We start from the raw sequence: 22,737 nt of genomic DNA on the forward strand, positions 1-22,737 counted from the left end.
GGCGGTCACGCCAACAGGCGCGGCCGCCTCGACGGAACGACCCATGGCAAATGTAACGCAGAATGCCGCACGCGCGGCAACGGCCGACATGCATCCCATCCTGGAGCTTTCGGACGTCCGCAAGCGCTTCGGCGGCGTCGTCGCCCTGAACGGCGTCTCCTTCACGCTACGGCCCGGCGAAGTCCATGCGCTGGTCGGCGAGAATGGCGCCGGCAAGTCGACGCTGATCAAGATCCTGTGCGGCATCGTCAAGCGCGACGCCGGTTCGATCACCTTGGACGGCACCGCCTACGAGCCGCATTCGCCGGCCGACGCCAAGGCACATGGCATCCAGGTCGTGCACCAGGAGTTCAATCTCCTTCCCTACCTCTCGATCGCGGAAAACATCTGCTTCGAGGACATTCCGCGCCGGCGTTTCGGCATTGTCGACTACCCCGAGGTCTACGCCAGGGCCCGGCAGGCGCTGGCGCGCATCGGCCTCGACGACATCGATGTGCGCCGGCCGGTGGAAACGCTCGGCGTCGCCCACCGCCAGCTGGTCGAAATCGCCCGCGCGCTGATGGGCGAAAGCCGCATCCTCATCCTCGACGAGCCGACCGCGACGCTGACCGCGCGCGAGACCGAACGGCTTTTCACCATTGTCGACGGCCTGCGCGCCAAGGGCGTGGCCATCGTCTTCGTGTCGCACCATCTCAGCGAGGTCTTCGCCAATTGCGACCGCGTCACCGTGTTGCGCAACGGCGAGTCGGTGATGACTTCCGACATTGCCGACACCTCGCCCGAAAAGCTTGTCAGTTCGATGGTCGGTCGCCAACTGGCCGCGCAAATGGCCGCGACGCGTGAGCTGGACCGCGGCGGCGGCGTGGCGCTGGCCTTGAAGAACCTGCGCCATCCCGCCTCCCCCAATCCTGACGGCATTTCGCTCGACCTGCATTATGGCGAGATCCTCGGCATCGCGGGCCTCGTCGGCGCCGGTCGCACCGAATTGCTGCGCTCCATCTTCGCCGCCGACCTGCCTATGTCCGGGACACTGGAACGCGACGGCCGGCAGCGCCGCTATGGCAGCCCGAAAGCCGCGATCCGCGACGGCATCGGCTTCCTGACCGAGGACCGCAAGGAAGAAGGCCTGATCCTGGCCATGCCCATCGCCGCCAATGTCAGCCTCGCCAATCTGCGCAAGGTCTCGCATGCCGGCCTGCTCGACAGGGTGGCCGAGGCACGGATGACCGAAAATCTCGGCAAGGAGATCAAGCTCAAATACGGCAAGGCTTCCGATGCCGCCTCGACACTGTCGGGCGGCAACCAGCAGAAGGTAGTTTTGGCCAAATGGCTGGCCAACGACCCGAAGATCCTGCTGCTCGACGAACCGACACGCGGTGTCGACGTCGGTGCCAAGGCGGAGATCTACGCCCTGCTACGCGGCCTTGCCGAGAAGGGGCTCGCCTTGCTCGTCGTCTCCTCGGAACTGCCGGAACTCATCACGCTCTGCGACCGCATCCTGGTCATGTCGAAACACCGCATCGTCGGCGAGGTTCTGCGTCCGGATTTCTCCGAAGAACGCATCCTCGGCTTCGCCTACAAGGACGAGAACAATCATGGACGCCACTGACTTCGGCCGCCCGGCCTCAAGCGGTCTCGCCACCACGACCAAGACCGTGTTGCGCGAAGCCGGCATCGGCATCGCGCTCATCCTCTTGATCGTGGTGTTCTCGCTGGGAACGGACCATTTCCTGACGGCTTCGAACGTCACCAACATCTTGACCCAGGTGACCATCAATCTGGTGCTGTCGATCGGCATGACCTTCGTCATCCTGATCGGCGGCATCGATCTGTCCGTAGGGTCGGTGCTGGCCTTCGCCGCCGTCGTCGCCGGCACGGTGATGACCCTGCCCGGCCTCGATCCCACGCTTGCCGTGGTGCTGGCAACGATCAGCTCCATCGCCGCGGGCATCGTCTTCGGGGTGCTGAACGGCCTGATCAGCGCCTGGTGGAGCATCCCGTCCTTCATCGTCACCCTGGGCACGCTGAACATCGCGCGCGGCGCGGCCCTTCAGGTCACCGGCGCCTCGACCATCTATTCCTTCCCGGCCGGCTTCAACGCCTTCGGCTCGCAGACAATCTACGGCGTGCCGGTGCTGTTCCTGATCGCGCTTGTCCTGGTCGCGGTCGGCTGGTTCGTGCTGACCCGCACGGTGTTCGGCCGTGTTCTCTACGGCATCGGCAACAATGAGGAAGCGACCCGGCTCGCCGGCCACAACGTCTTTTTCTACAAGGTCGCCGCCTTCACCATTTGCGGCGCCGCCGTCGGCATCGGCGCCATCATCTATATGGCGCGGCTCAACATCGCGAGCCCGATCATCGGCATCGGCTTCGAGCTCAACGCCATCGCCGCCGTCATCATCGGCGGTACCAGCCTGAGCGGTGGCCGCGGCTCGATCATCGGCACCCTGCTCGGCGCCTGCATCATCGGCGTGCTGGCCAACGGTCTCATCCTGCTCGGCCTCAGCGACTTCATGCGGCAGATGATCACCGGTTTCGTCATTATCCTCGCAGTCATCCTTGACAAATATCGCGAAAGGCTAACCAAGGCCTGAGGCAGCGCGGCATGGATCGCCGCAACATCCGGGGCATAGCAGCGTGGTCAACATCAAGGACGTCGCCCGGCGGGCGGGGGTTTCGGTCGGAACGGTCTCGCGCGTCATGGCCAGGAACGAGACGGTCGGCGCTGCCCTGCGCGAAAAGGTCGAGGCGACGATCCGCGAGATGAACTTCAAGCCGAACCATGTCGCGCGCGGCCTGCGCCGCCGCCGCACCGACATGATCGGCCTGGTGATCCCCGACATCACCAACCCCTTCTTCGCCGAACTCGCCAAGCATGTCGAAGCTGTCGCCTTCCATGCCGGCCTTTCGGTGCTGTTGTCGATCACCAATGACGATCCCAAGATCGAGGTGGCGCAGATCGAAAGCCTTTTGAAGAGCCGCCCCACCGGCCTGATCGTGGTGCCAATCCAGTCCGGCCAGTCGCAGAGCTGGCGCGGCGACACCGCCACAGTCGTCGTCGACAGGAGACTACAAGGACACGGCCTGCTTTCCGTCGACCATCATGGCGGCGCGGCGCTGGCGGCCGAACATCTGATCGGCCTCGGCCATCGCCACATCGCCTACATAGCCGGACCGGCCGACGCACCGGTTTCCAGGGCGCGCCGGGCGGGCTTCGTCGAGCATCTCGAGGCCGCCGGCATCAAGCCCGAGATCATCGAAGGCCATTTCGACTATGTCTCAGGCGAAGCGCTCGGCCGCCAGTTGCTCGACCGGGCGCCAGCGAAGCGGCCAACCGCCATCGCCACCGCCAACGACCAGCAGGCGATCGGCCTGCTGCGCGCCGCCTCCGATCTCGGCATCAAGGTGCCGGACGAGCTTTCCGTCATCGGCTTCGACGACATTCCGCTGGCCGGGCTGATCACGCCGCGCCTGACCACCATCGGTCAGCCGGTGGAGGACATCGCCAAACGCGCCGTCGCCGCGGCAATCGCCGGCAGCGGCGTTGCTGCCGGAGAAGACGAACTGCTCTCCGGCGTGCTTGTCGTGCGCAATTCCACGGCACCCGTCGGTCGGCGCGAAGCTGTATAAGCGGGTCTGGCCACCGCAGGACCGTCGCGAGCCCGACCTTCGCGGCCGGCTCGCGCACCGCGCGGAACATGGGCGAAAAAAGCCTCGCCGGCACGGTTGACCCTCCACTTGGTGGAGACGTTAGGACGGTCCCATGAGCGAGAAAATGCACACGATCGGCGAACTTTCGCGGCTGAGCGGCATCTCGGTGCGGCGCATCCGCTTCTATTCCGACAAGGGGCTGCTGCCGCCGTCCACCCGCACCGTCAGCAACTATCGCATCTACAGCGATACCGATGTCGCGCGCCTCGACCTGATCAGGGCCTTGCGGGAGGCCGGCGTCAGCCTGGCCGCCATCCGCAAGCTCCTGTCCCGGCGGCTCGAACTGAAAGATGTCCTGGCCATGCGCCTTGATGCCCTGGAAGTCGAAATCGCCTCCCGTCGCCGGGTCGCCGCCGTGTTGCGTGCCACGCTCAGGATCACGGAACCAACCGCAACCGACCTGAGGAGACTTTGGACGATGACGACCCTGTCCCAAAACCAGATGCGCACCATGATGGAGCGTTTCTACGACAAGGTGGGCACGAGCGCCGAGATGGGCGAAGGCTGGAAGCGCCAGATGATCGATGCCGCCATGCCCGAGCTGCCCGACGAGCCGACGTCCCGGCAGATCGACGCCTGGAACGAGATCAGCGCCATGATCGGCGACGAGAGCTTCGTTTCCGAGATACAGGCCGAGACGGCCGCTATGTGGAACGGTGAGTTCGACCCGGGCGCCTATGCCGAGGCTGCCAACGCCATTCTGGCCAGGGTGAAGGCCGCTATCGCCGCGGGCGTAGCCCCGATCTCGCCGGAGGGCGAAACGATCGCGCGCGAATGGCTGGACCGATCGGCGAAGGCAATGCGCAGGCAGCCGGACCGGGCCTATCTGGAATGGCATCTCGGCCAATACCGCAAGCATCATGCCCGCTCGACCCGGTATCAGGAACTGCTTGCCATATTGCGCGGTGAGGAACCCGGCCAAGGGCCCGGCAACGAGTGGCAATGGATCAACGAGGCGATGACACCGCTGCTGGCGACGGCGCAAAACTGACTTCGACGCCCCGAACAAAAACGAATGCCCGGCGCATGTCTCGCGGACGCGCCGGGCATTCCAGGGAGATATCAGGCGAAACCCGGCCTACTGCGCCGTCCAGCCGCCATCGATCGGCAGCGTCGTGCCGGTGATCTGCTTGGCCGCGTCCGAGCACAGGAACAGCGCCAGCGCCGCGATCTCGTCCACCGTCACGAACTCCTTCGTCGGCTGGGCCGCCAGCAGAACGTCGTGCTTGACCTGTTCCTCGGTCATGTTGCGGGCCTTCATCGTGTCGGGGATCTGCTTTTCGACCAGCGGCGTCCAGACATAACCGGGCGCGATCGCATTGGCCGTCACCCCGTCCTGCGCGGCCTCCAGCGCCACCGTCTTGGTCAGGCCGGCAATACCGTGCTTGGCCGAGACATAGGCCGACTTGAAGGGCGACGCTACCAGCGCATGCGCCGAAGCGGTGTTGATGATGCGCCCCCATTTGCGCGCCTTCATGCCCGGAAGCGCGGCCTTGATGGCGTAGAAGGCGGCGAGCAGGTTGATGCGGATGATCGCTTCCCACTTGTCGTCGGGAAACTCCTCGATCGGCGCGACATGCTGGATGCCGGCATTGTTGACCAGGATATCGAGGCTGCCGAATGCCTGTTCGGCCTCGTGCACCATGGCGGTCACTTCCGGGCCATTCATCATGTTGGCGTTGGAATAGCGGCACTTGACGCCGAAATCGGCTTCGATGCCGGCACGTTCCCTCTCGATCGCATCGGCATCGCCAAGTCCGTTGATGGTGACATTGGCGCCTTCGGCGGCGAAGGCCCTGGCGATGGCAAGGCCGATGCCGCTGGTCGAACCGGTAACAAGCGCGTTCTTCGAAGTCAGGGAGCCCATGATGATCTCTCGTCTGGCGTTTGCGATGGCATTCTAATTAGGTGCATTGCAGCAAGTTTCCATCACAATCATGTGTCGGTCTTCGTTTGGAACCAACAAACAGCTGAAATCGTTCATCGACCCGACACAAGACCGTCATGCTGCCATGCAACATGACAGGTGTTGTTTCCGATATGACATTCGTCAATCCTGAGGTGACAGCTTGGAAATCGCCGACGTCGTGAAGCGCGCCTATGCCATGCCGCTCACCAATCCCTCGTTCCCGCCCGGCCCCTATCGTTTCTTCGACCGCGAATATGTCATCATCACTTACCGCACCACGCGCGAGGCGCTGGAGGCGGCCGTGCCGGCGCCGCTCGAGATCGATGGCGATCCGCTGGTGAAATACGAATTCATCCGCATGCCGGACTCGACCGGCTTCGGCGACTATACCGAGAGCGGCCAGGTCATTCCGGTCCGTTTCGACGGCCAGCACGGCGTCTACGTCCATTCCATGTATCTGGACGACGATGCGCCGATCGCCGGCGGCCGCGAATTGTGGGGGTTTCCGAAGAAGCTCGCCAATCCCAAGATCGTCAATGAAGGCGAGGTCGTCGTCGGCACGCTACACTATGGCTCGGTGCTCTGCGCCACCGGCACGATGGGTTACAAGCACCGCGCCGCCGACCAGGATCAGGTGATGGCGGCGCTGACCGCGCCTAACTTTCTCGTCAAGATCATCCCGCATGTCGACGGCACGCCGCGCATCTGCGAACTGGTGCGCTACCACCTCACCGACATCACGCTGAAGGAAGCTTGGGCGGGTCCCGCCGCGCTCGACCTGCGGCCGCATGTGATGGCCGATGTCGCTCGCCTGCCGGTGCTGGAAGTGGTGTCGGCGCTGCATTTCACCGCCGATCTCACGCTCGGCCTCGGCGAGGTCGTGTACGACTATCTCGCCGGCACACGCTGACCATCCCCTTTCTTTGCCGGAGTTGACCGTGCTGGACCGTTACAGAGCCAAGGCGAACGTCGCCACCATTCAGGAAATCGCTTCGCAATACGACCGGGTTGCGCTGGTGCTGCAAGGCGGCGGCGCGCTCGGCGCCTATCAGGCCGGCGTCTATCAGGCGCTGTCGGAGGCCGGCTGCGAGCCGGCATGGCTGTCGGGCGTCTCCATCGGCGCCATCAATGCATCCATCATCGCGGGCAACGAGCCGAGCCGGCGCCTGCAGCGGCTGGAGCAGTTCTGGCAGACGATTTCCGGCCGCAAGATCTGGGCCTACACGCCGGAAGGCGACATCTATCGCGACATCCGCAACCGCACCAGTTCGTGGATGACGATGACCATGGGCCAGCCCGGCTTCTTCAAGCCACGCTTCCCCAATCCATGGCTGGAGCAGTCCGGGGCCGAAGGCGCCACCAGCTTCTACGACACGGCCGAATTGAAGGACACGCTGGAGCAGCTGATCGACTTCGACGTGCTCAACGACGGCCGCAAGCGTCTGAGCGTCGGCGCCGTCAACGTGCGCACCGGCAATTTCGTCTATTTCGACACCGACAAGGTCCGCATCGGGCCCGAACACATCATGGCTTCGGGCGCGCTTCCGCCCGCCTTCCCGGCGGTGCGCATCGAGGGCGAATATTACTGGGACGGCGGCATCGTCTCCAACACGCCGCTGCAATATCTGCTCGACCAGGAAGAAGACCGCAGCTCGCTGGTGTTTCAGGTCGACCTGTTCTCAGCGCGCGGCGCGCTGCCGCGCGGCATGGCCGACGTGTTGTCGCGCCACAAGGACATCATGTATTCCAGCCGCACGCGCCAGAACACCGACAATTTCAAACGCATCCACGATCTGAAGATGCAGCTCCTCGAAGCACTCAAACGTGTGCCGGCGGAGTCGCGCTCCGCCGACGAAGAACGGCTGATCGCCGATTATTCCGACGCCGGCGTCGTCAACATCATCCACCTCATCTACCAGCACAAGGGTTATGAGGGGCACGCCAAGGACTATGAGTTCTCAGGCACCTCGATGCGCGAGCATTGGGACATGGGCCTGGAGGACACGCAGCGCACCTTGCGCCATCAGCAATGGCTGACCCCGCCGACCAATGCCGAAGGCGTCGCCATCCATGACCTGCATCGCGAGGACCCGACCTAGGGTGATGTCTCGCCTGACGGTCAGAAACGCAGGCTGATGCCGGCGCGACGCAGCAGCCAGTAGAAAAGCCCGGTCGCACCGATAACCAGCGCAACGGCCCAGATGAAGCCGCTGTCGCCATGGGTGAACGGCAGGCCGGCCGTATTCATGCCGAAAACGCCGACAACCAGCGTACCCGGCAGCAACAAGGCGCTCATCACCGCCATTGCCTTCAGGCTGCGGTTGGATTCGTCCGCCAGCTCCGCCGCCATCTCCTCCTGCAGCAAACGCGCCCGGTCGTTGATCATGACGATTTCGCGGTCGAGCCGTTCCAGCCGCGCGGCCAGGCGCTGCAATGCGGCATGCGCGGCCTTCGATAGTTTCCAGTCGTCGCGGTCCTCATCCTCGAACAGCGCGACCATGCCGGCCACCGGCCGGTGCAGCGACACCGCCAGCCGCCGCAATTCCTTGAGACGGCGGCGCTCGTCGCTCAGCCGTTCGGTGACCAGATTGTCCTCGACCTCGTCGAGCTTTTTTGTCGCGTCGACCAGCCGCAACCCTGTGTTCTTGCAGAAGGTCGTGACGATGGCCTCGAACAGCTCGAAGGCCGTCGCCGGCGCGAAGCCGCCGGCAAGCGAGCGCCGCACCTTGTCCACCGCCTCCAGCGGATGGCGCCTGCCGGTGACCAGCAGACGTTCGGTCACAGCGAAATGCAGCCGGCCGATCGTGCTCGACGGTCGTTCTATGTCCTTGTGCATGTCGGCGGCTATGCCATGCATCATGCCGTCTTCATGCCCGAGGACCAGACTGTCGTCATGTCCTTCCAGGATCGCGCGCGCCGCCGGCGGAAGTGCGCAGCGGTGGGCAACCCAGCCGTGCGCGCGCTGGTCGACCAGATCGACATGCAGCCACACCCAGCCATCCTCGGCCGCGAGGGCCGCGTCGATCTCTTGCGGGTGAAGCTGAGCGGCTGGTTGACCGGGAAATCCACGATAGGCGCAGATCAGGCCCGGCACCTGCTCCGCATCGCCTGTTCCCAGAAGGTTCAAACGCAAGGTTTCATTCATTGGCGTCACCGAGCCTTGTTCGGCAGAAGCCGGCGCGACCCGCGCGCCGGCTTCCCTTTGTGAGAAAAGAACCCGCCCTCAAAACAGCTTGCGCATCACCACGAACAGCCCGAAGGCGAGCGCGATCGAGGCCGGCAAGGTCAGCACCCAGGCGAGCAGCATGTTGCGCACGGTCGACCACTGCAGGCCCGAACCGTTTGCCGCCATCGTGCCGGCAACGCCCGACGACAGCACATGCGTGGTCGACACCGGCAGGCCGAAGGCGTCGGCGGCGCCGATCGTGCCCATGGCGACGAGTTCGGCGGCGGCACCCTGGCCATAGGTCAGATGCGTCTTTCCGATCTTCTCGCCGACGGTGACGACGATGCGCTTCCAGCCGACCATCGTGCCAAGCCCCAGCGCCAGCGCGATGGCGATCTTGACCCAGAGCGGGATGAACTTCGTCGCGTTGTCGACGGCCTTATGATAGTTGGTGACCGCCTTGAGATCCTCGCCCTCCATCGGCAGAAGCTTCTTCTTGTCGATCAGCTTCAGCGCCTCGCCGATGAGATAGATGTCATTGCGCGCATTGCTGACCAGTTCGATCGGCAGTTTCTCGACCGAAGGATAAGGCGACACCAGTTCATTCGTCTGATGGATGAACGCCTGCAGCGCCGGCGTCGTCTGGTCCGTCCAGGTCTTGGTGCGCACCGCCTCGCTGACCACCGCCTTGGCGTCGGTCACCACCACACCCGGCTTCACATATTTGCCGAGCACGGTATCCACCTGCGCGGCCGCGGATTTGTAGGCTTCGAGATAGTTGACATCGGGCGTGCGATTGAGCGCAAAGGCGGTCGGCACCACGCCGATCAGGATCAGCATGATCAGACCCATGCCCTTCTGGCCGTCATTGGAACCGTGGGCGAAGGAAACGCCGGTGCAGGTGAAGATCAGCAGCGCGCGGATCCACAGCGGCGGCGGCGCATTGCCCGACGGCGCCTCATAGAGCGCCTTGTTCTTGATGAACAGCTTCATCGCAAGCAGGAGGAGTGCCGCCATGCCGAAACCGACCAGCGGCGAAACCAGCAGCGCCATGCCGACTTCTATGGCTTTCGACCAGTCGACGCCGCTTGTGGCGCTACCGGCCGGCGCCAGGAACTGGTTGGCGAGGCCGACACCGACGATCGAGCCGATCAGGGTGTGCGAACTGGACGACGGCAGACCAAGATACCAGGTGCCGAGGTTCCAGATGATCGCCGCGGTCAGCAGCGAGAACACCATGGCCAGACCCGCGCTGGAGCCGACCTGCAGGATGAGCTCGACCGGAAGCAGCGAAATGATGCCGAAGGCAACGGCACCGCTGGCGGTGAGCACGCCAAGGAAGTTGAAGAAACCGGACCACATGACGGCGAACTCGGCCGGCATGGAATGGGTGTAGATGACGGTCGCGACCGCATTGGCGGTGTCGTGGAAACCGTTAACGAATTCGAAGCCGAGCGCGATCAGCAACGCGAGCCCGAGCAGGATCCACGGCACGGCAATCGCGCTGGTAAGCTCCTGGCTGAGCGCATAACCGATATAGATGAGGCCGCCGAGTACGATCGCCAGGAAGACCGGCATGAACCATTTGCCGGCCTTGCTCGGCCCTTCGAGCGGATGCTCGGGCCTCGGAATACCCATTTGACTTGATGTGACGTCCACCATTGCCCCGTTCCTTTTGCAGTGCAGCAAAATTCAAGGAACCCTATTTTGGCTGAATGAAGCTGTTGTGACGTCTCACGCAGCGAAACCGGCCGGCACCGCTTCGAGATTGGCCAGGATCGCGAAGCGCCATCCTGATCTTTGATATCCTTGCCAAATCCAAGCAGGGAGAGAGGCCCATTCTCCGGCAATGAGAGTAATGGGACAATTATACGGAAATTTTCCGATCTATGTTTTGTGTTTGTTAAGCAACCGCCAGAGCCACTATTTGTTTACCATCCACCTTAACCTGTCTGAAATCGCTCACCCGCATGATGGGCCACGGTTCGCAAAGAGACCGTCGAACAAAAGTTACAACCGGGCAAAGGATACCATCATGACCAATCTTCTTTCGCGCTTCGTCAAGGACGAGTCGGGCGCAACCGCCATTGAATACGGCCTGATCGCCGCCCTGATCGCTCTGGCGATCGTTGCTGGCGCCGGCTTCCTCGGCAACACCATCAATGCCAAGTTCAACACCATCGCCGGCACGCTGAAGAACGCTGGCAGCGGCAACGGCGGCTGATCGGGCCCGAGGCCTGTTGCACCAAGAGATCGGGGCCGCCTTCGGGCGGCCCTTTTCATTTTCCAGGGCTAGGAAATCGTTGGCACTATCCCACCCGTCCGCCTGCAAGGAGCACGACAAGACCCGCAACCATGGACCCGGCCGCCGCCTGCACTATATAGGGGAGAAATGAGCATCGGCTCGGACAACCCGGCAGTAGACAATGAAACGGCTTCACGGCATCGCAATCTGGTTCGGCTTGGCGCTGACGGTTTCGCTTATTCCCATGACCATCGCTATGGCTCAAACGATGGCCCCCGTACGGCCCGGCATCAACTCATTCGGCCAGGCGGACGCGGATGCATTGCGAAGCGAGATCCAGCGGCAGCAGTTCCAGCAGCAACAGCAGATCTACCGCGAGCTCGACCGGCAGGTTACGACGCCGTCCCAAAATGCCGCGCCAGCGATCCGGCAACCTTGCCAGCAATCGCTGAATGGCGGCGGTGCGGTTGGTGGCTGTCGTTGACAGGATGTATTTTCGTTTTATTAGCCGTCTACGATAAGTGTGTGCTACGGCAAAGCATCCATTCGCTCGCCGGGCCTTTGTGTTAATTTGAGGTCCCGCCTCGTCCTGCACGGCGGATTGGACCGGACGTGCGATGGCGACACCCAAGAAAAAGAGCATTGAACGCAAGGCCGCGCCCAAGAAGAAGGCGCCCCTGAAGACGCCTGTCGAGAAGCAGCCGCTCGCCAAACCCTCACCGAAGAAGCAGGCGGTTCGGAAAGCCAAAAAGGGCAAGACGATCCGCCAGGTCGCCGCCATTCCGTTTCGGCGCGGCGAGGACGGCAGCCTTGAGGTGATGCTGGTCACCTCGCGCCAGACCAGGCGTTTCATCCTGCCGAAGGGCTGGCCGATGCCCGGCAAGAGCGGACGCAAGGCCGCCACCATCGAGGCGATGGAAGAAGCGGGCGTCGTCGGCAAGACGCTGAAGGAGCCGGCCGGCAGCTATTCCTACTGGAAGCGGCTTGCGCGAACCTTCGCGCGGGTCGACGTCACCGTCTATCTGCTCGCCGTCACCGGGGAACTGGCCAACTGGCCGGAGGCACGCAGCCGCCAGCGCGCCTGGCTGAAGCCCGAGGACGCCGCGACCCTGATCGACGAACCCGAACTGTCGACGCTGCTCAGGACATTGACCTTGCCCGCCGCTCTTTGAGCAAGAGCGTTGTATCAAACGCTGTTCAGACCGCCGGCTTTCGGTCGCTCAAGCAAGATTGTCGGCTTTTCATGGTAGGTCGTGCGCAGCACCTCGTTGTAAGCAGTCTTGCGCGCGACGTTCAGCGAGGCAACATTCTCGGGATCGATGATGCAGACGGTTCTCTGCGCCCCTAGAACATTGTCGGCCCAGGCCGTCATTTCACCAACGATCTCGCTGGCAATGCCCTTGCCATGCGCGGCAGAAGCCAGAACCCAGCCGATTTCCGGAAGACCTTCCAGCGAGGGCTGGATTTCGCGCTTCATGTCCTGGAAGCCGGCCTCGCCGATGAAACGCCCTGTCGCCTTGTCCTCGACCGCCCAATAACCGTAGCCGATCAGCGACCACAGGCCGGCATGGCGCAGGAACCGCTGCCAGCTTTCCTCGCGGGTGCGCGCCCTGCCGCCGATGAACCGGCATACCGCCGGCTCCGACCACATCTCGGCATAGGTGTCGAAATCGTCCAGCCCGTGCGCCCGCAGGATCGTCCGTTGCGTTTCGATGATGGGCGCGGTCTTGAAGGCTGGGGCGGTCATGGCAATTCTCTCTATGGGGTCGCCGCAAATATCAGCCCGCTCATACCGGGCAAGGGCCAGCTTTTGTGACTAGTCCTGCCAGCGGAAAGACGGGACCACGCATGAAGCGCGATGCGCGGATTCGAAAATGCCTGGGCATCCTTAAAGCGTCCGAATGGACGCGCGACAGGCTGAGCGGATGGGCTGGGAACTTCGCCGCCGGCATTGTATGAAATGACCGCCGCACACCGGAGAAGCGCACATGGAAACGACCGACCTTGTTCTGGCCATTTTCCACCATCTGCTGGCTTTTTCGCTGGCCGGGGTGATCGCGGCGGAATTCGTGCTGCTACGCAACGAAATCACACCCGGCACCATCCGCCGGCTTGCCCTGATCGACCGACACTACGGCCTGCTCGCCGTCCTGATCATCCTCGTCGGCGTCGGCCGTGTCTTCCACGGCCTGAAAGGATGGGAATTCTACGTCTACAATTGGGTGTTCTGGACCAAGATGGCGATCTTCGCGGCCGTCGGCCTGCTCTCCATCGTGCCCACCATGCGTTTCATTGCCTGGAGCCGCCAGGCCAAGGCCAACGCATCCTACCAGGTGCCGGAGACCGAACTGGCCGCGGTGCGCCGCTATATCTGGCTGGAGGCGCTGCTTTTCCTGGCGATCCCCGCCTTTGCCGCCGCCATGGCGCGCGGCTACGGCCTCTAGCAGACCACTCTAAAGGACGTCGCTGGCCGCTTCGAGTGGCGCCAATTCGATGAGCGGCGCGGGAATTGTGTTTGTCTTTTCCGCCGCCTTGCAGATGTCGGCGATTACGCAGGCCTGGCAATCCGGTTTGCGCGCCTTGCAGACATAGCGCCCATGCAGGATCAGCCAGTGATGCGCGTGGCGCATATATTCGTCCGGAATGATGCGGACGAGCTCGTCTTCGACCTGTTCCGGCGTCTTGCCCGGCGCCAGCCCCAGTCGGTTGCCGATGCGCAGGATATGCGTGTCCACCGCCATCGTGTGCTGCCCGAAAGCCATGTTGAGCACGACATTGGCGGTTTTCCTGCCGACGCCAGGCAACTTCACCAATTCGTCGCGATTGTCCGGCACCGTGCCGCCGTGGTCGGCGATCAACGCCTGCGACAGCGCGATCACGTTCTTGGCCTTGTTGCGCCAGAGGCCGATTGTGCGGATGTATTCCCCCACCCTTTCCTCGCCGAGCGCCAGCATCTTCTGCGGCGTGTCAGCCACCTTGAACAGGGCCCGTGTCGCCTTGTTGACGCCGGCGTCGGTCGCCTGCGCCGACAGCACCACGGCCACCAGCAGCGTAAAGGCGTTGACGTGTTCCAGCTCGCCCTTCGGCTCGGGCCGCTGCACGGCAAAGCGGCGAAAAATCTCGTGCACCTCGGCCGGCGTATAGGCAGACCTGGCACGCGATGCCTTCTTCTTCGCGAGCGCATGCGCGGCGCCATTGCGCAGCGGCACGGATGGATTTTCGCGGGTGCGGCGATCTTTGGACTTGGGGGCAACCATCGCCTTCCTATAATATCGGGCGATGAGCGACACAAACGCCACTTTCGCCGCGGACGAGCCGGTCTTCCAGGCCCTGCTGATGCCGCACCGCTCGCTCGGTCGCACCGGCTTCATGATCCTGATCGGCGCGTTGCTGTTCGGCTGGGCGGTGACAGGCATCATCTTCCTGTCCTACGGCGCTTGGCCGATCTTCGGCTTCTTCGGCCTCGACGTGCTGGCGGTCTATGTCGCCTTTCGCCTGAACTATCGCGCCGCCAGGGCCCGCGAGGAAGTCTCGGTGTCGCGCACCGCGCTCGACATCCGCAAGACCGCCCCTTCGGGCAGAACGGAAGAACATCATTTCAACCCGTTCTGGTCGCGCTTCTCGGTCGCCCGCCACAGTGAGATAGGCATCACCGCCATGACGGTGGAATCGCGCGGCGAGCGCGTACCGATCGGTAGTTTCCTCAATCCCGATGACCGCGAAAGCTTCGCCACCGCCTTCACCCGGGCGCTTGCCACCGTCAAGGCACGCTGATCTTCGCAGGAAACGGGTGGAGACCGCTCCTTCAAGCGCCGATATTCGCGTTCAAGGAGAAATTGCCATGAACGCTCAGCTCGCTATGAATACCAGAATGCCGATGAAGATCGCCCCGACCCTTGAAAAGGACATCACGCCGGAAGGCAGCGACTACGAGGTCGTGCGCCGTGCCATCGAGAAGATCAGCCTCGATTATCGCGACCAGCCTTCGCTGGAAGTCCTGGCCGAGGAGGTCGGCGAGACCCCGACCGGCTTGCAGAAGCTGTTCACGCGCTGGGCCGGACTGTCGCCCAAGGCTTTCCTGCAGGCGGTGACGCTCGATCATGCCCGTCGGCTGCTCGATTCCGGCATGCCGTTGCTCGAAGCCTCCTTCGAGGTCGGCATGTCTGGCCCCGGCCGCCTGCACGACCTGTTCGTCACCCACGAGGCGATGTCGCCGGGCAACTACAAGACACGCGGTGAAGGCCTGACCATCCGCTACGGCTACCACATCTCGCCCTTCGGCGTTGCCCTGATCATGGTCACCGATCGTGGTCTGGCCGGCCTTGCCTTCAACGACGCCGGCAACGAACAGTCGGCTTTCCGCGACATGTCGAGCCGCTGGCCGAACGCCACCTATGTCGAGGACATCAGCGCCACGGCCCCTTACGCCGCACGCATCTTCGACCCGGCCCACTGGCGGTCCGACCAGCCGCTGCGCGTGGTGATGATCGGCTCGGATTTCCAGCTCCGGGTCTGGGAAGCCCTGCTGCGCATCCCGATGGGCAAGGCCTGCACCTATTCGGCGATCGCCGCCGAGATCGGCCAGCCGACGGCGAGCCGGGCGGTGGGAGCGGCGGTCGGCGCCAATCCGCTTTCCTTCGTGGTGCCGTGCCACCGTGCGCTCGGCAAATCCGGCGCGCTCACCGGCTACCACTGGGGCCTGACCCGCAAGCGGGCTATTCTGGGCTGGGAAGCAGGTCAGCTTTCGGCGGGTGTGCTCTAGCGCATGACCCCGAAAATCGGTTCGGATTTTCGGAAAGGATCATGCGCCAATTCAAAGTGCTAGAGCGTCCTTTGCGTGTCCGAACGGACACGCGGCGCTCTAGACGCGAACCGCGACCCGAACAGATTGATACACAGCCCGGCAATGACAAGGCTGGAAGCGCCGAGCTTCCAGCCTTGCAGCGGTTCGCCGAGCAGGACGGTCGAGCCGAGGAAACCGAACACCGGCACCAGAAGCGTGAACGGTGCCACCGTGGAAACAGGGTAGCGCGCAAGCAGCCCAGCCCAGACCGCGAACCCAAGCAGCGTCGACAGATAGACGATATAAGCGATCGAACCGATCGACACCCAATCGAGGCTGGTGAAGCTCGAGACGAGATGCTCCGGATCGAGCACCAGTGCCACTGCCAGCAGCACCGGCAGCGCGAACAGGCTGCCCCACACCACCAGTCCAAGCACGTTGGACGTACTTGAGCGCTGCGAAATCCGCTTCGAGACAATGTTACCACCACCCCAGGAAGCAGCTGCCGCCACAAGCAGGATAAGTCCGACAACCGTCACGTCGCCGCCGACATTCAGCGCAACCACACCGACCCCGGCAAAGGCAAGCACCGCGCCCGCCAGTTGCCAGCCCGTCGGACGTTCGCCGAGCATCAGCACCGAAAGGCCGATGGTGAAGAACACCTGCAACTGCAGGATGAGCGACGACAGCCCCGCGCTCATACCCAGCTTCATGCCGGTGAACAGGAAACCGAACTGCAGCGCAAAGATCAGGAAACCGTAGAGCGCGATCATGCCGAGCGGCACCTTGGGGCGAGGAATGAAGAACACCCAGGGAAATGCCGCCAGGAAGAAACGCGCGACGCCGAGCGCCAGCGGCGAGACCTGCCTGAGCCCGAGCTTGATGATGGCGAAATTGACGCCCCAGATGAAGACGATGCCCAGAGCCAACAGGAGATGTCGCGGCCGCATTGTTCAATTTTCCTGATGGATAAACATAAATATTTGAAATTACTTGATTATTCTACCCCTCCGCCTGAACCCAGGCAAGCCCGCCGGTCCCGGTGGCCTATCCGGATCCGCCATCTGCCGGACCACAGCGAGACGGGTCATGCGCCAGCCGGCAAAGCTGTTTCATTCGCTTTGGAGAAACGCTAGAGCGCCGCGCGTCCGATTGGACGCGCAAAGGACGCTCTAGCACTTTGAGTCTGCTGCATCGTGCCTACCGAAAATCGATTCCGATTTTCTGGCCGATGCAGTAGGGTCCGCCGCAAAACAAGCCGACATAAGAGGGACGGCCCGCCTTGATCATCACCATCGGTTCCATCAACCTCGACCTTATAGCCACCGTCGACCGCCTGCCGGGCCCGGGCGAGACGGTGCCGGGCACCAGCTTCACCACCGCGCCGGGCGGCAAGGGCGCTAACCAGGCGCTGGCCGCCGCGCGCGCCGGCGCCGGGGTGCGCATGGTGGGCGCTGTCGGCAAGGACGCCTTCGCCGGCGAGGCACTGGCCCTGCTGAAGGCCGGCAAGGTCGACCTTTCCGCCGTCGCCGAGACACACAGTTCCACCGGCACGGCCCACATCCTGGTCGGCGGCGATGGCGAGAACATGATCGCCGTGGTGGCCGGCGCCAACAATACCGTCGTGCCGGGCGATGTCGCCAAGGCCCGGCTTGGCAAGGGCGACGTCGTGCTTTTACAGCACGAGATACCGCTCGATACCGTGGATGCCGCCCTGGACGCCGCGCGCAAAGCTGGAGCGATCACCGTGCTCAACACGGCCCCGGCCCGCATCGAGGCGGCCAGGCTGCTCGGCAAGGCCGACTATGTCGTCGCCAACGAGACCGAGTTCGACCTCTATTGCGAGCCCCTCGGGCTGACCGGCACCGACCGTGGCGAACGCATGCGCGCCTATGCCAAGAAGACCGGCCGCACCATCGTCGTCACGCTGGGGGGCGAAGGCGTTCTGGCCGCCACCGGCGACGAATTCCTGAAGGTCCCTGCCCTCAAGATCGTTCCGGTCGACACGGTCGGCGCCGGCGACACTTTTTGCGGCTATCTGGCGGCGGGACTGGAATCCGGCCTGCCATTGAAGACCGCTCTGGCGCGCGCCGCCGCCGCCGGTTCGCTCGCCTGCCTGAAGCCGGGCGCCCAGCCGGCGATCCCGCTGGCGGCCGAAGTGGAAGCAGCTCTTGGCCCGGCCAGCGCCTGATATGAGCAGCGAACGTCCGACCAGCCGTCACGCCATTTCGCCGGCCGGCCACATCTGCGGCATGAGCGCCGTGGATCTTGCCGAGGCGATCCGCGAAAAACAGCTTTCGGTGCGCGAGGTGGCGACAGCCTTCCTCGACCGCATCGAGGCGGTCAACCGACAGGTCAACGCCATCGTCTCGCTGCGTCAGCGCAGCGACATCCTGGCCGAGGCCGACGCCGCCGACGCGCATCTCGCCGCCGGTGGTGCGACGGGCCCGCTCTTCGGTCTGCCCATCGCGGTCAAGGATCTGGCCCTGACCAAGGGCCTCAAGACCACCTTCGGCTCACCGATCTTCGCCGACCTCGTGCCCGAGGAGGACGAATTCTTCGTCGAGCGCATGCGCAAGGCCGGCGCCATCGTCATCGGCAAGACCAACGTTCCCGAATTCGGTCTCGGCTCCAACACCTACAATCCCGTCTTCGGGCCGACGCTCAACGCCTTCGACTCCGCCTGGACGGCGGGCGGCTCGAGCGGCGGCGCGGCCGTCGCCCTGGCGCTCGACCTGGTGCCTCTGGCCGACGGCAGCGATTTCGGCGGCTCGCTGCGCAATCCGGCCGCCTACAACAATGTCTTCGGCTTCCGCCCCTCGCAGGGGCTGGTGCCCGGCGGCCCCGGCTTCGAGGTCTTTCACGCGCAGATGGGCGTCGAGGGCCCGATGGGCCGCAGCGTGCGCGACATGGCACTGCTGCTCGACGTGCAGGCCGGCCACCATCCGCGCGCGCCGCTGTCGCACGATCCGCAAGGCTCTTTCCTCGCCGGGCTGGACGATGCGCCGGTAGCCGGCGGCCGCATCGGCTGGCTGGGCAATCTCGGTGGCCACCTGCCGATGGAAGACGGCATCCTCGACCTCTGCGAGGCCGCGCTGGGGCGGCTCGGCGATATTGGTTTCGCGGTCGAGCCGCTGCTGCCGGATTTCGATTTCGAGGCGCTGTGGCAGGCCTTCGTCACGCTGCGCCAGTCGTCGAGCGGTTGCGCGCTGAAAATGCTCTATGACGACCCGGCCAAACGCGCCTTGCTGAAGCCTGAAGCCGTGTGGGAGGCGGAAGGTGCTGCCCGGCTGACCGCGCCGCAGATCCACGCGGCGGCGATGCGGCGCACCGCCTGGCACCGCACGCTCCTGTCGCTGTTCGAACGTTTCGACCTTTTGGCGCTGCCGACGGCCCAGGTCTTTCCCTTCGACGTCTCGGTCCATTGGCCCAGCGAAGTCGCCGGTAAGGCGATGGACAGCTACCACCGCTGGATGCAGGTCACCGCGGCGGCGACGCTGGGCGGCTGCCCGGCCGTGAACGTGCCGGCAGGCTTCGACGCCAAGGGCAGGCCCATGGGCATGCAATTGATCGGCAGGCCGCGCGGCGATCTCGCCGTGCTTCAGGCGGCGGCCGCCTACGAAGCCGTCCTGCCCTGGAAGACCGGCGCGTCGCCCCGGGCCTGACCGCGCCCTCCCCTTGCACGCGTCAAGCCGGCATGCATTGATCTGCGCGCCGGCCAAGGCCGGCATTCGAACCGGGAGGTCAACTATGTCGCTTACGCTCTACGCCGCCTATGTCGTGGCCTGCATCGTCATCGTTCTGGTGCCGGGACCGACGGTGACGCTGATTATCGCCAACTCGATCCGCCATGGCACCCGCGCCGGGCTCGCCAATGTGCTGGGCACCCAGATCGGACTGGCCATCACCATCGGCGTCGTCGCCATCGGGCTCACCTCGCTGATCGCCGGCATGGGCCACTGGTTCGAATGGGTGCGCCTCATCGGCGCCGCCTACCTGATCTGGATGGGCATCCAGATGTTCCGCAACAAGGGCAGCCTGAACCCGGACGGTTCGGCCCGCAAACCGCGCGGCGGCTTCGTGCTGCAGGGCGTGCTGGTCGCGGTCTCCAATCCCAAGACGCTGGTCTTCTTCGGCGCCTTCTTCCCGCAGTTCATCGATCCGAGCGGGCATTTCGCCCTGCAGATGACGGTGATGGGCCTGACCGCGCTCGCCTTCGCCGCCGTATCGGACAGCTGTTATGCGCTGGCCGCCGGCCGCGCGGGACGCCTGCTCTCGGCGCACCGCATCAAGCTGCTCTCCCGCATCAGCGGCGGCTTCCTCGTCGGCGGCGGCCTGTGGCTGGCCTTCACGCGGGCAAGGTAATGACGCGTGCTTCCCCTCTCCCCGCTTGCGGGGAGAGGGTGGCCCGAAGGGCCGGGTGAGGGGCAGCGCCAGCCTTATTCGCAATCACGATGAGTGTGGGTACCGCCCCTCATCCGCCTGCCGGCACCTTCTCCCCGTAAACGGGGAGAAGGAATGCTCAAAGCCGGCCCAGCCTCTCCGTCAACAGCGCGAAGAAACCGTCGGCGTCGATGTCGCGCATGACCGTCGCGTTCTTCGGCCGGTCGGTGACGCCCCACCAGTCGATCACCGTCATGCCCATGGTCAGTTCCGAGCCGGTTTCGACCGTCACATTGCAATGGCGGCCCTTGAACAGCGCCGGCTTGAGCAGATAGGCGATCACGCACGGGTCGTGCAGCGGGCCGCCGTCGGTGCCGTATTTCTCCTCGTCGAAGCGTTCGAAGAAATCGAGCAGCGCAGCTGTGGCATTGCCCACCTTGGTGCCCATCTTGCGGAAGGCCTCGACACGCTTGGCCGTGGTCAGCGCCTTGTGGGTGACGTCGAGCGGCATCACCACGATCGGCACGCCCGAACGGAACACCACATCGGCGGCATGCGGGTCGACATAGATGTTGAACTCGGCGGTCGGCGTCACGTTGCCGCCCTCGAAGAACCCACCGCCCATCAGCACGATTTCCTTGATGCGCGGGGCGATGCGCGGCTCGCGCACCAGCGCCAGCGCGATGTTGGTCAGCGGACCGAGCGGGCAAAGCGTAACGGTGCCCGGCTCTTCGCGCATCACCGTCTCGACGATGAAGTCGACGGCATGCTGGCCCTGCAGCTTCATGGTCGGCTCCGGCAGGTCCGGGCCGTCGAGGCCGGTCTTGCCATGCACATGCTCAGCGGTGACCAGCGGCCGCACCAGCGGCCGGATCGCGCCCGAGAAAACCTTGATGTCGGGGCGACCGGCCAGTTCGCAGATCTTGAGGGCATTCTTTTCGGTGAGGCGCAGCGGCACGTTGCCGGCGACCGCGGTGATGCCGACGACATCCAGTTCCGGGCTGCCCAGCGCCAGCAATATGGCGACGGCATCGTCCTGGCCGGGGTCGGTATCGATGATGATCTTGCGCTTTTCGGGCATTTTGTGTCCTTGGCTAGCGGGTATTTTTTGATGGCTTGAACTTGCCCGCGCGGCGGACCATATCAACACAGACCGGGGAAATGCCAGTCGGGTTTTTCCGGTTCATGTCGCTCTTGGAGGACAAAACGTAATGAGTCGTATGACGACCTTTTCCAGCCCGCTTCTTCTGGGCTTCGATGCGATGGAAAAGACGCTGGAACGCCTGGCGAAATCCGGCGACAGCTATCCGCCCTACAACATCGAACGGCTTCGCGGCACCGATGATGCGTCCGAAAGGCTGCGCATCACGCTGGCTGTCGCCGGCTTCGCGGAAGAAGACCTCGATGTGACCACCGAGGAAAATCAGCTGGTGGTCAGAGGACGTCAGACCGACGAGACGGAACGCGAATACCTCCACCGGGGTATCGCAGCCCGTCAATTCCAGCGTTGTTTCGTGCTGGCGGATGGGATGCGCGTATTGGCGGCGGAGCTGAAGAACGGCCTTCTGTCGATCGACCTCGACCGGCCGGAAGCCGAAAGGCTGGTACGGAAAATAAACATATCGGTGAAAGACTGACTTTGCCGATGGCTCTCATGCGCGGTGGCCGTGGACCGGCGCCTCGCTGAAAGGAGGCTCGAAATGCCTAGAACTCTCGAAAGACAGACCATGACCAACGGCGAATTCGCCCATCTGGGCGAAGGTTCGGTCGCTTATCTCAGGAAAGTGTCGAGTGACGATCTGCGCGGCCGCTTCCCCGGCCTCGAGGAGATCCAGCCCGGCATGGAACTGTGGGCGCTGTTCGGTGCCAACGGTCAGCCGATCCTGTTGTCGGACGCCCGTGACCGCGCGCTTGCCGGCGCGATGGAGAACGATCTGACCACCGTCGCCATCCACTGACGACGGCAACTCCACGGACATGAAAAGGGCCGCCAGAGGCGGCCCGTGGAAGCTTTAATTTTCCCGGATATCAGGCCGCGTGCGACGCCGGCGTCTGCGAAAGCAACGCATGGATGGCGTTGGCGTCGCGCGTGCCGCGTATTTTGGCAACGGTGTCGGCGTCGCGCAGCAGGCGCGCGATGCGCGACAGCGCCTTGAGGTGGTCGGCGCCAGCGCCTTCCGGCGCCAGCAGCAGGAAGACCAGATCGACCGGCTGATCGTCCAGCGATTCAAAATCAACGGGTGTCTCCAGCCTGGCGAACACGCCGGCGATCCGCTTCACGCCCGCAAGCTTGCCGTGCGGGATGGCGATGCCATTGCCGACGCCGGTGGAACCCAGCCGCTCGCGCTGCAGGATGATGTCGAAGACCTCGCGCTCCGGAATGCCGGAAATCGTGGCGGCGCGCTCTGCCAGCAGCTGCAACAACTGCTTCTTCGAGTTCGCCTTCAACGCCGGCATAATCGCCGAAACGTCGATCAGATCACTCAGATCCATGCTGAAAAATCCCTTGTTCGTCCGGCCGCCCAGGCCGCGCCTCGGCG

General features: G+C 64.0%; 25 protein-coding genes. 17 read left to right on the forward strand and 8 right to left on the reverse strand.

What is annotated here, in order from left to right:
• The first annotated feature begins 43 nt into the window (after positions 1 to 43).
• From QFZ88_RS09735 to QFZ88_RS09750, 4 genes are all read left to right on the forward strand, one after another.
• Entirely contained in the window at positions 44 to 1,609 is a 1,566-nt protein-coding gene (locus QFZ88_RS09735) for a sugar ABC transporter ATP-binding protein (RefSeq protein ID WP_024923937.1), read from the forward strand.
• Complete coding sequence (locus tag QFZ88_RS09740) at positions 1,596 to 2,594, forward strand: ABC transporter permease (protein ID WP_024923938.1); 999 nt, start codon at positions 1,596 to 1,598, stop codon at positions 2,592 to 2,594. Before QFZ88_RS09735 ends, QFZ88_RS09740 begins: the two co-directional genes overlap by 14 nt.
• 43 nt (positions 2,595 to 2,637) lie before the next feature.
• The gene (locus QFZ88_RS09745) at positions 2,638 to 3,630 is read left to right on the forward strand and encodes a LacI family DNA-binding transcriptional regulator (protein WP_024923939.1); all 993 of its coding nucleotides are present in this window, start codon (positions 2,638 to 2,640) and stop codon (positions 3,628 to 3,630) included.
• A gap of 133 nt (positions 3,631 to 3,763) precedes the next feature.
• The gene (locus QFZ88_RS09750; RefSeq protein WP_024923940.1) at positions 3,764 to 4,702 is read left to right on the forward strand and encodes a MerR family transcriptional regulator; all 939 of its coding nucleotides are present in this window, start codon (positions 3,764 to 3,766) and stop codon (positions 4,700 to 4,702) included.
• Positions 4,703 to 4,789: 87 nt separating this feature from the next.
• Here the strand turns inward: QFZ88_RS09750 and QFZ88_RS09755 are convergent, their stop codons facing one another.
• A complete protein-coding gene (locus QFZ88_RS09755) occupies positions 4,790 to 5,578 on the reverse strand; it encodes a 3-hydroxybutyrate dehydrogenase (protein WP_024923941.1) in 789 nt (262 codons plus the stop codon).
• 202 nt (positions 5,579 to 5,780) lie between these two features.
• On the opposite strand from QFZ88_RS09755, the gene QFZ88_RS09760 reads away from it, so the two are divergent.
• The gene (locus QFZ88_RS09760) at positions 5,781 to 6,530 is read left to right on the forward strand and encodes an acetoacetate decarboxylase (RefSeq protein ID WP_024923942.1); all 750 of its coding nucleotides are present in this window, start codon (positions 5,781 to 5,783) and stop codon (positions 6,528 to 6,530) included.
• A 28-nt stretch (positions 6,531 to 6,558) separates the two neighbouring features.
• Positions 6,559 to 7,719: a patatin-like phospholipase family protein gene (locus QFZ88_RS09765; RefSeq protein ID WP_024923943.1), complete on the forward strand. Its 1,161-nt coding sequence runs from the start codon at positions 6,559 to 6,561 to the stop codon at positions 7,717 to 7,719.
• A gap of 20 nt (positions 7,720 to 7,739) precedes the next feature.
• Here QFZ88_RS09765 and QFZ88_RS09770 read toward each other — a convergent pair whose 3' ends face one another.
• Together QFZ88_RS09770 and QFZ88_RS09775 are read right to left on the reverse strand one after the other, a co-directional pair.
• Positions 7,740 to 8,765 carry a CorA family divalent cation transporter gene (locus tag QFZ88_RS09770; RefSeq protein WP_024923944.1) on the reverse strand — a complete coding sequence of 342 codons (1,026 nt, stop codon included), beginning with the start codon at positions 8,763 to 8,765 and terminating at the stop codon, positions 7,740 to 7,742.
• Positions 8,766 to 8,843: 78 nt separating this feature from the next.
• Positions 8,844 to 10,448, reverse strand: coding sequence for an inorganic phosphate transporter (locus tag QFZ88_RS09775; protein WP_024923945.1), 1,605 nt, complete (start codon positions 10,446 to 10,448; stop codon positions 8,844 to 8,846).
• Between the two features lie 373 nt (positions 10,449 to 10,821).
• Between QFZ88_RS09775 and QFZ88_RS09780 the strand changes: the two genes are divergently transcribed.
• The 3 genes from QFZ88_RS09780 (at position 10,822) to QFZ88_RS09790 (ending at position 12,203) form a co-directional block, all read left to right on the forward strand.
• Positions 10,822 to 11,010 carry a Flp family type IVb pilin gene (locus QFZ88_RS09780; protein WP_024923946.1) on the forward strand — a complete coding sequence of 63 codons (189 nt, stop codon included), beginning with the start codon at positions 10,822 to 10,824 and terminating at the stop codon, positions 11,008 to 11,010.
• 202 nt (positions 11,011 to 11,212) lie between these two features.
• Positions 11,213 to 11,515: a hypothetical protein gene (locus QFZ88_RS09785; RefSeq protein WP_024923947.1), complete on the forward strand. Its 303-nt coding sequence runs from the start codon at positions 11,213 to 11,215 to the stop codon at positions 11,513 to 11,515.
• A gap of 133 nt (positions 11,516 to 11,648) precedes the next feature.
• A complete protein-coding gene (locus tag QFZ88_RS09790; RefSeq protein WP_024923948.1) occupies positions 11,649 to 12,203 on the forward strand; it encodes an NUDIX hydrolase in 555 nt (184 codons plus the stop codon).
• 14 nt (positions 12,204 to 12,217) lie between these two features.
• On the opposite strand, the gene QFZ88_RS09795 is transcribed toward QFZ88_RS09790, so the two are convergent.
• Entirely contained in the window at positions 12,218 to 12,778 is a 561-nt protein-coding gene (locus tag QFZ88_RS09795) for a GNAT family N-acetyltransferase (RefSeq protein ID WP_024923949.1), read from the reverse strand.
• A gap of 241 nt (positions 12,779 to 13,019) precedes the next feature.
• Here QFZ88_RS09795 and QFZ88_RS09800 point away from each other — a divergent pair, with 241 nt between their 5' ends.
• Positions 13,020 to 13,475 carry a DUF2214 family protein gene (locus tag QFZ88_RS09800; RefSeq protein WP_024923950.1) on the forward strand — a complete coding sequence of 152 codons (456 nt, stop codon included), beginning with the start codon at positions 13,020 to 13,022 and terminating at the stop codon, positions 13,473 to 13,475.
• A gap of 9 nt (positions 13,476 to 13,484) precedes the next feature.
• Here the strand turns inward: QFZ88_RS09800 and nth are convergent, their stop codons facing one another.
• The gene (gene nth / locus QFZ88_RS09805; protein ID WP_024923951.1) at positions 13,485 to 14,288 is read right to left on the reverse strand and encodes an endonuclease III; all 804 of its coding nucleotides are present in this window, start codon (positions 14,286 to 14,288) and stop codon (positions 13,485 to 13,487) included.
• Positions 14,289 to 14,310: 22 nt separating this feature from the next.
• Here nth and QFZ88_RS09810 point away from each other — a divergent pair, with 22 nt between their 5' ends.
• Complete coding sequence (locus tag QFZ88_RS09810) at positions 14,311 to 14,805, forward strand: DUF2244 domain-containing protein (RefSeq protein WP_024923952.1); 495 nt, start codon at positions 14,311 to 14,313, stop codon at positions 14,803 to 14,805.
• An 85-nt stretch (positions 14,806 to 14,890) separates the two neighbouring features.
• A complete protein-coding gene (locus QFZ88_RS09815; protein WP_036255081.1) occupies positions 14,891 to 15,793 on the forward strand; it encodes a methylated-DNA--[protein]-cysteine S-methyltransferase in 903 nt (300 codons plus the stop codon).
• A gap of 59 nt (positions 15,794 to 15,852) precedes the next feature.
• On the opposite strand, the gene QFZ88_RS09820 is transcribed toward QFZ88_RS09815, so the two are convergent.
• Positions 15,853 to 16,764, reverse strand: a complete 912-nt coding sequence (locus QFZ88_RS09820) for an EamA family transporter (protein WP_024923954.1) — start codon at positions 16,762 to 16,764, stop codon at positions 15,853 to 15,855.
• 332 nt (positions 16,765 to 17,096) lie between these two features.
• On the opposite strand from QFZ88_RS09820, the gene QFZ88_RS09825 reads away from it, so the two are divergent.
• The 3 genes from QFZ88_RS09825 to QFZ88_RS09835 all read left to right on the forward strand — a co-directional run bounded on the left by QFZ88_RS09825 (position 17,097) and on the right by QFZ88_RS09835 (position 20,179).
• Complete coding sequence (locus QFZ88_RS09825; protein WP_024923955.1) at positions 17,097 to 18,005, forward strand: ribokinase; 909 nt, start codon at positions 17,097 to 17,099, stop codon at positions 18,003 to 18,005.
• A 1-nt stretch (position 18,006) separates the two neighbouring features.
• Positions 18,007 to 19,479, forward strand: a complete 1,473-nt coding sequence (locus QFZ88_RS09830; protein ID WP_024923956.1) for an amidase — start codon at positions 18,007 to 18,009, stop codon at positions 19,477 to 19,479.
• Positions 19,480 to 19,564: 85 nt separating this feature from the next.
• A complete protein-coding gene (locus QFZ88_RS09835) occupies positions 19,565 to 20,179 on the forward strand; it encodes a LysE family translocator (protein ID WP_024923957.1) in 615 nt (204 codons plus the stop codon).
• 157 nt (positions 20,180 to 20,336) lie between these two features.
• On the opposite strand, the gene QFZ88_RS09840 is transcribed toward QFZ88_RS09835, so the two are convergent.
• Complete coding sequence (locus QFZ88_RS09840) at positions 20,337 to 21,278, reverse strand: nucleoside hydrolase (protein ID WP_024923958.1); 942 nt, start codon at positions 21,276 to 21,278, stop codon at positions 20,337 to 20,339.
• A 130-nt stretch (positions 21,279 to 21,408) separates the two neighbouring features.
• On the opposite strand from QFZ88_RS09840, the gene QFZ88_RS09845 reads away from it, so the two are divergent.
• Positions 21,409 to 21,834: an Hsp20 family protein gene (locus QFZ88_RS09845; RefSeq protein ID WP_024923959.1), complete on the forward strand. Its 426-nt coding sequence runs from the start codon at positions 21,409 to 21,411 to the stop codon at positions 21,832 to 21,834.
• Positions 21,835 to 21,897: 63 nt separating this feature from the next.
• A complete protein-coding gene (locus QFZ88_RS09850) occupies positions 21,898 to 22,155 on the forward strand; it encodes a DUF1150 family protein (protein WP_024923960.1) in 258 nt (85 codons plus the stop codon).
• Between the two features lie 70 nt (positions 22,156 to 22,225).
• Here QFZ88_RS09850 and ptsN read toward each other — a convergent pair whose 3' ends face one another.
• On the reverse strand, positions 22,226 to 22,690 hold the full coding sequence (ptsN, locus tag QFZ88_RS09855; RefSeq protein WP_024923961.1) for a PTS IIA-like nitrogen regulatory protein PtsN: 465 nt from the start codon (positions 22,688 to 22,690) through the stop codon (positions 22,226 to 22,228).
• Positions 22,691 to 22,737 lie beyond the last annotated feature (47 nt).

The organism is Mesorhizobium sp. YL-MeA3-2017, assembly GCF_030814575.1.
Lineage (GTDB): Bacteria > Pseudomonadota > Alphaproteobacteria > Rhizobiales > Rhizobiaceae > Mesorhizobium > Mesorhizobium terrae.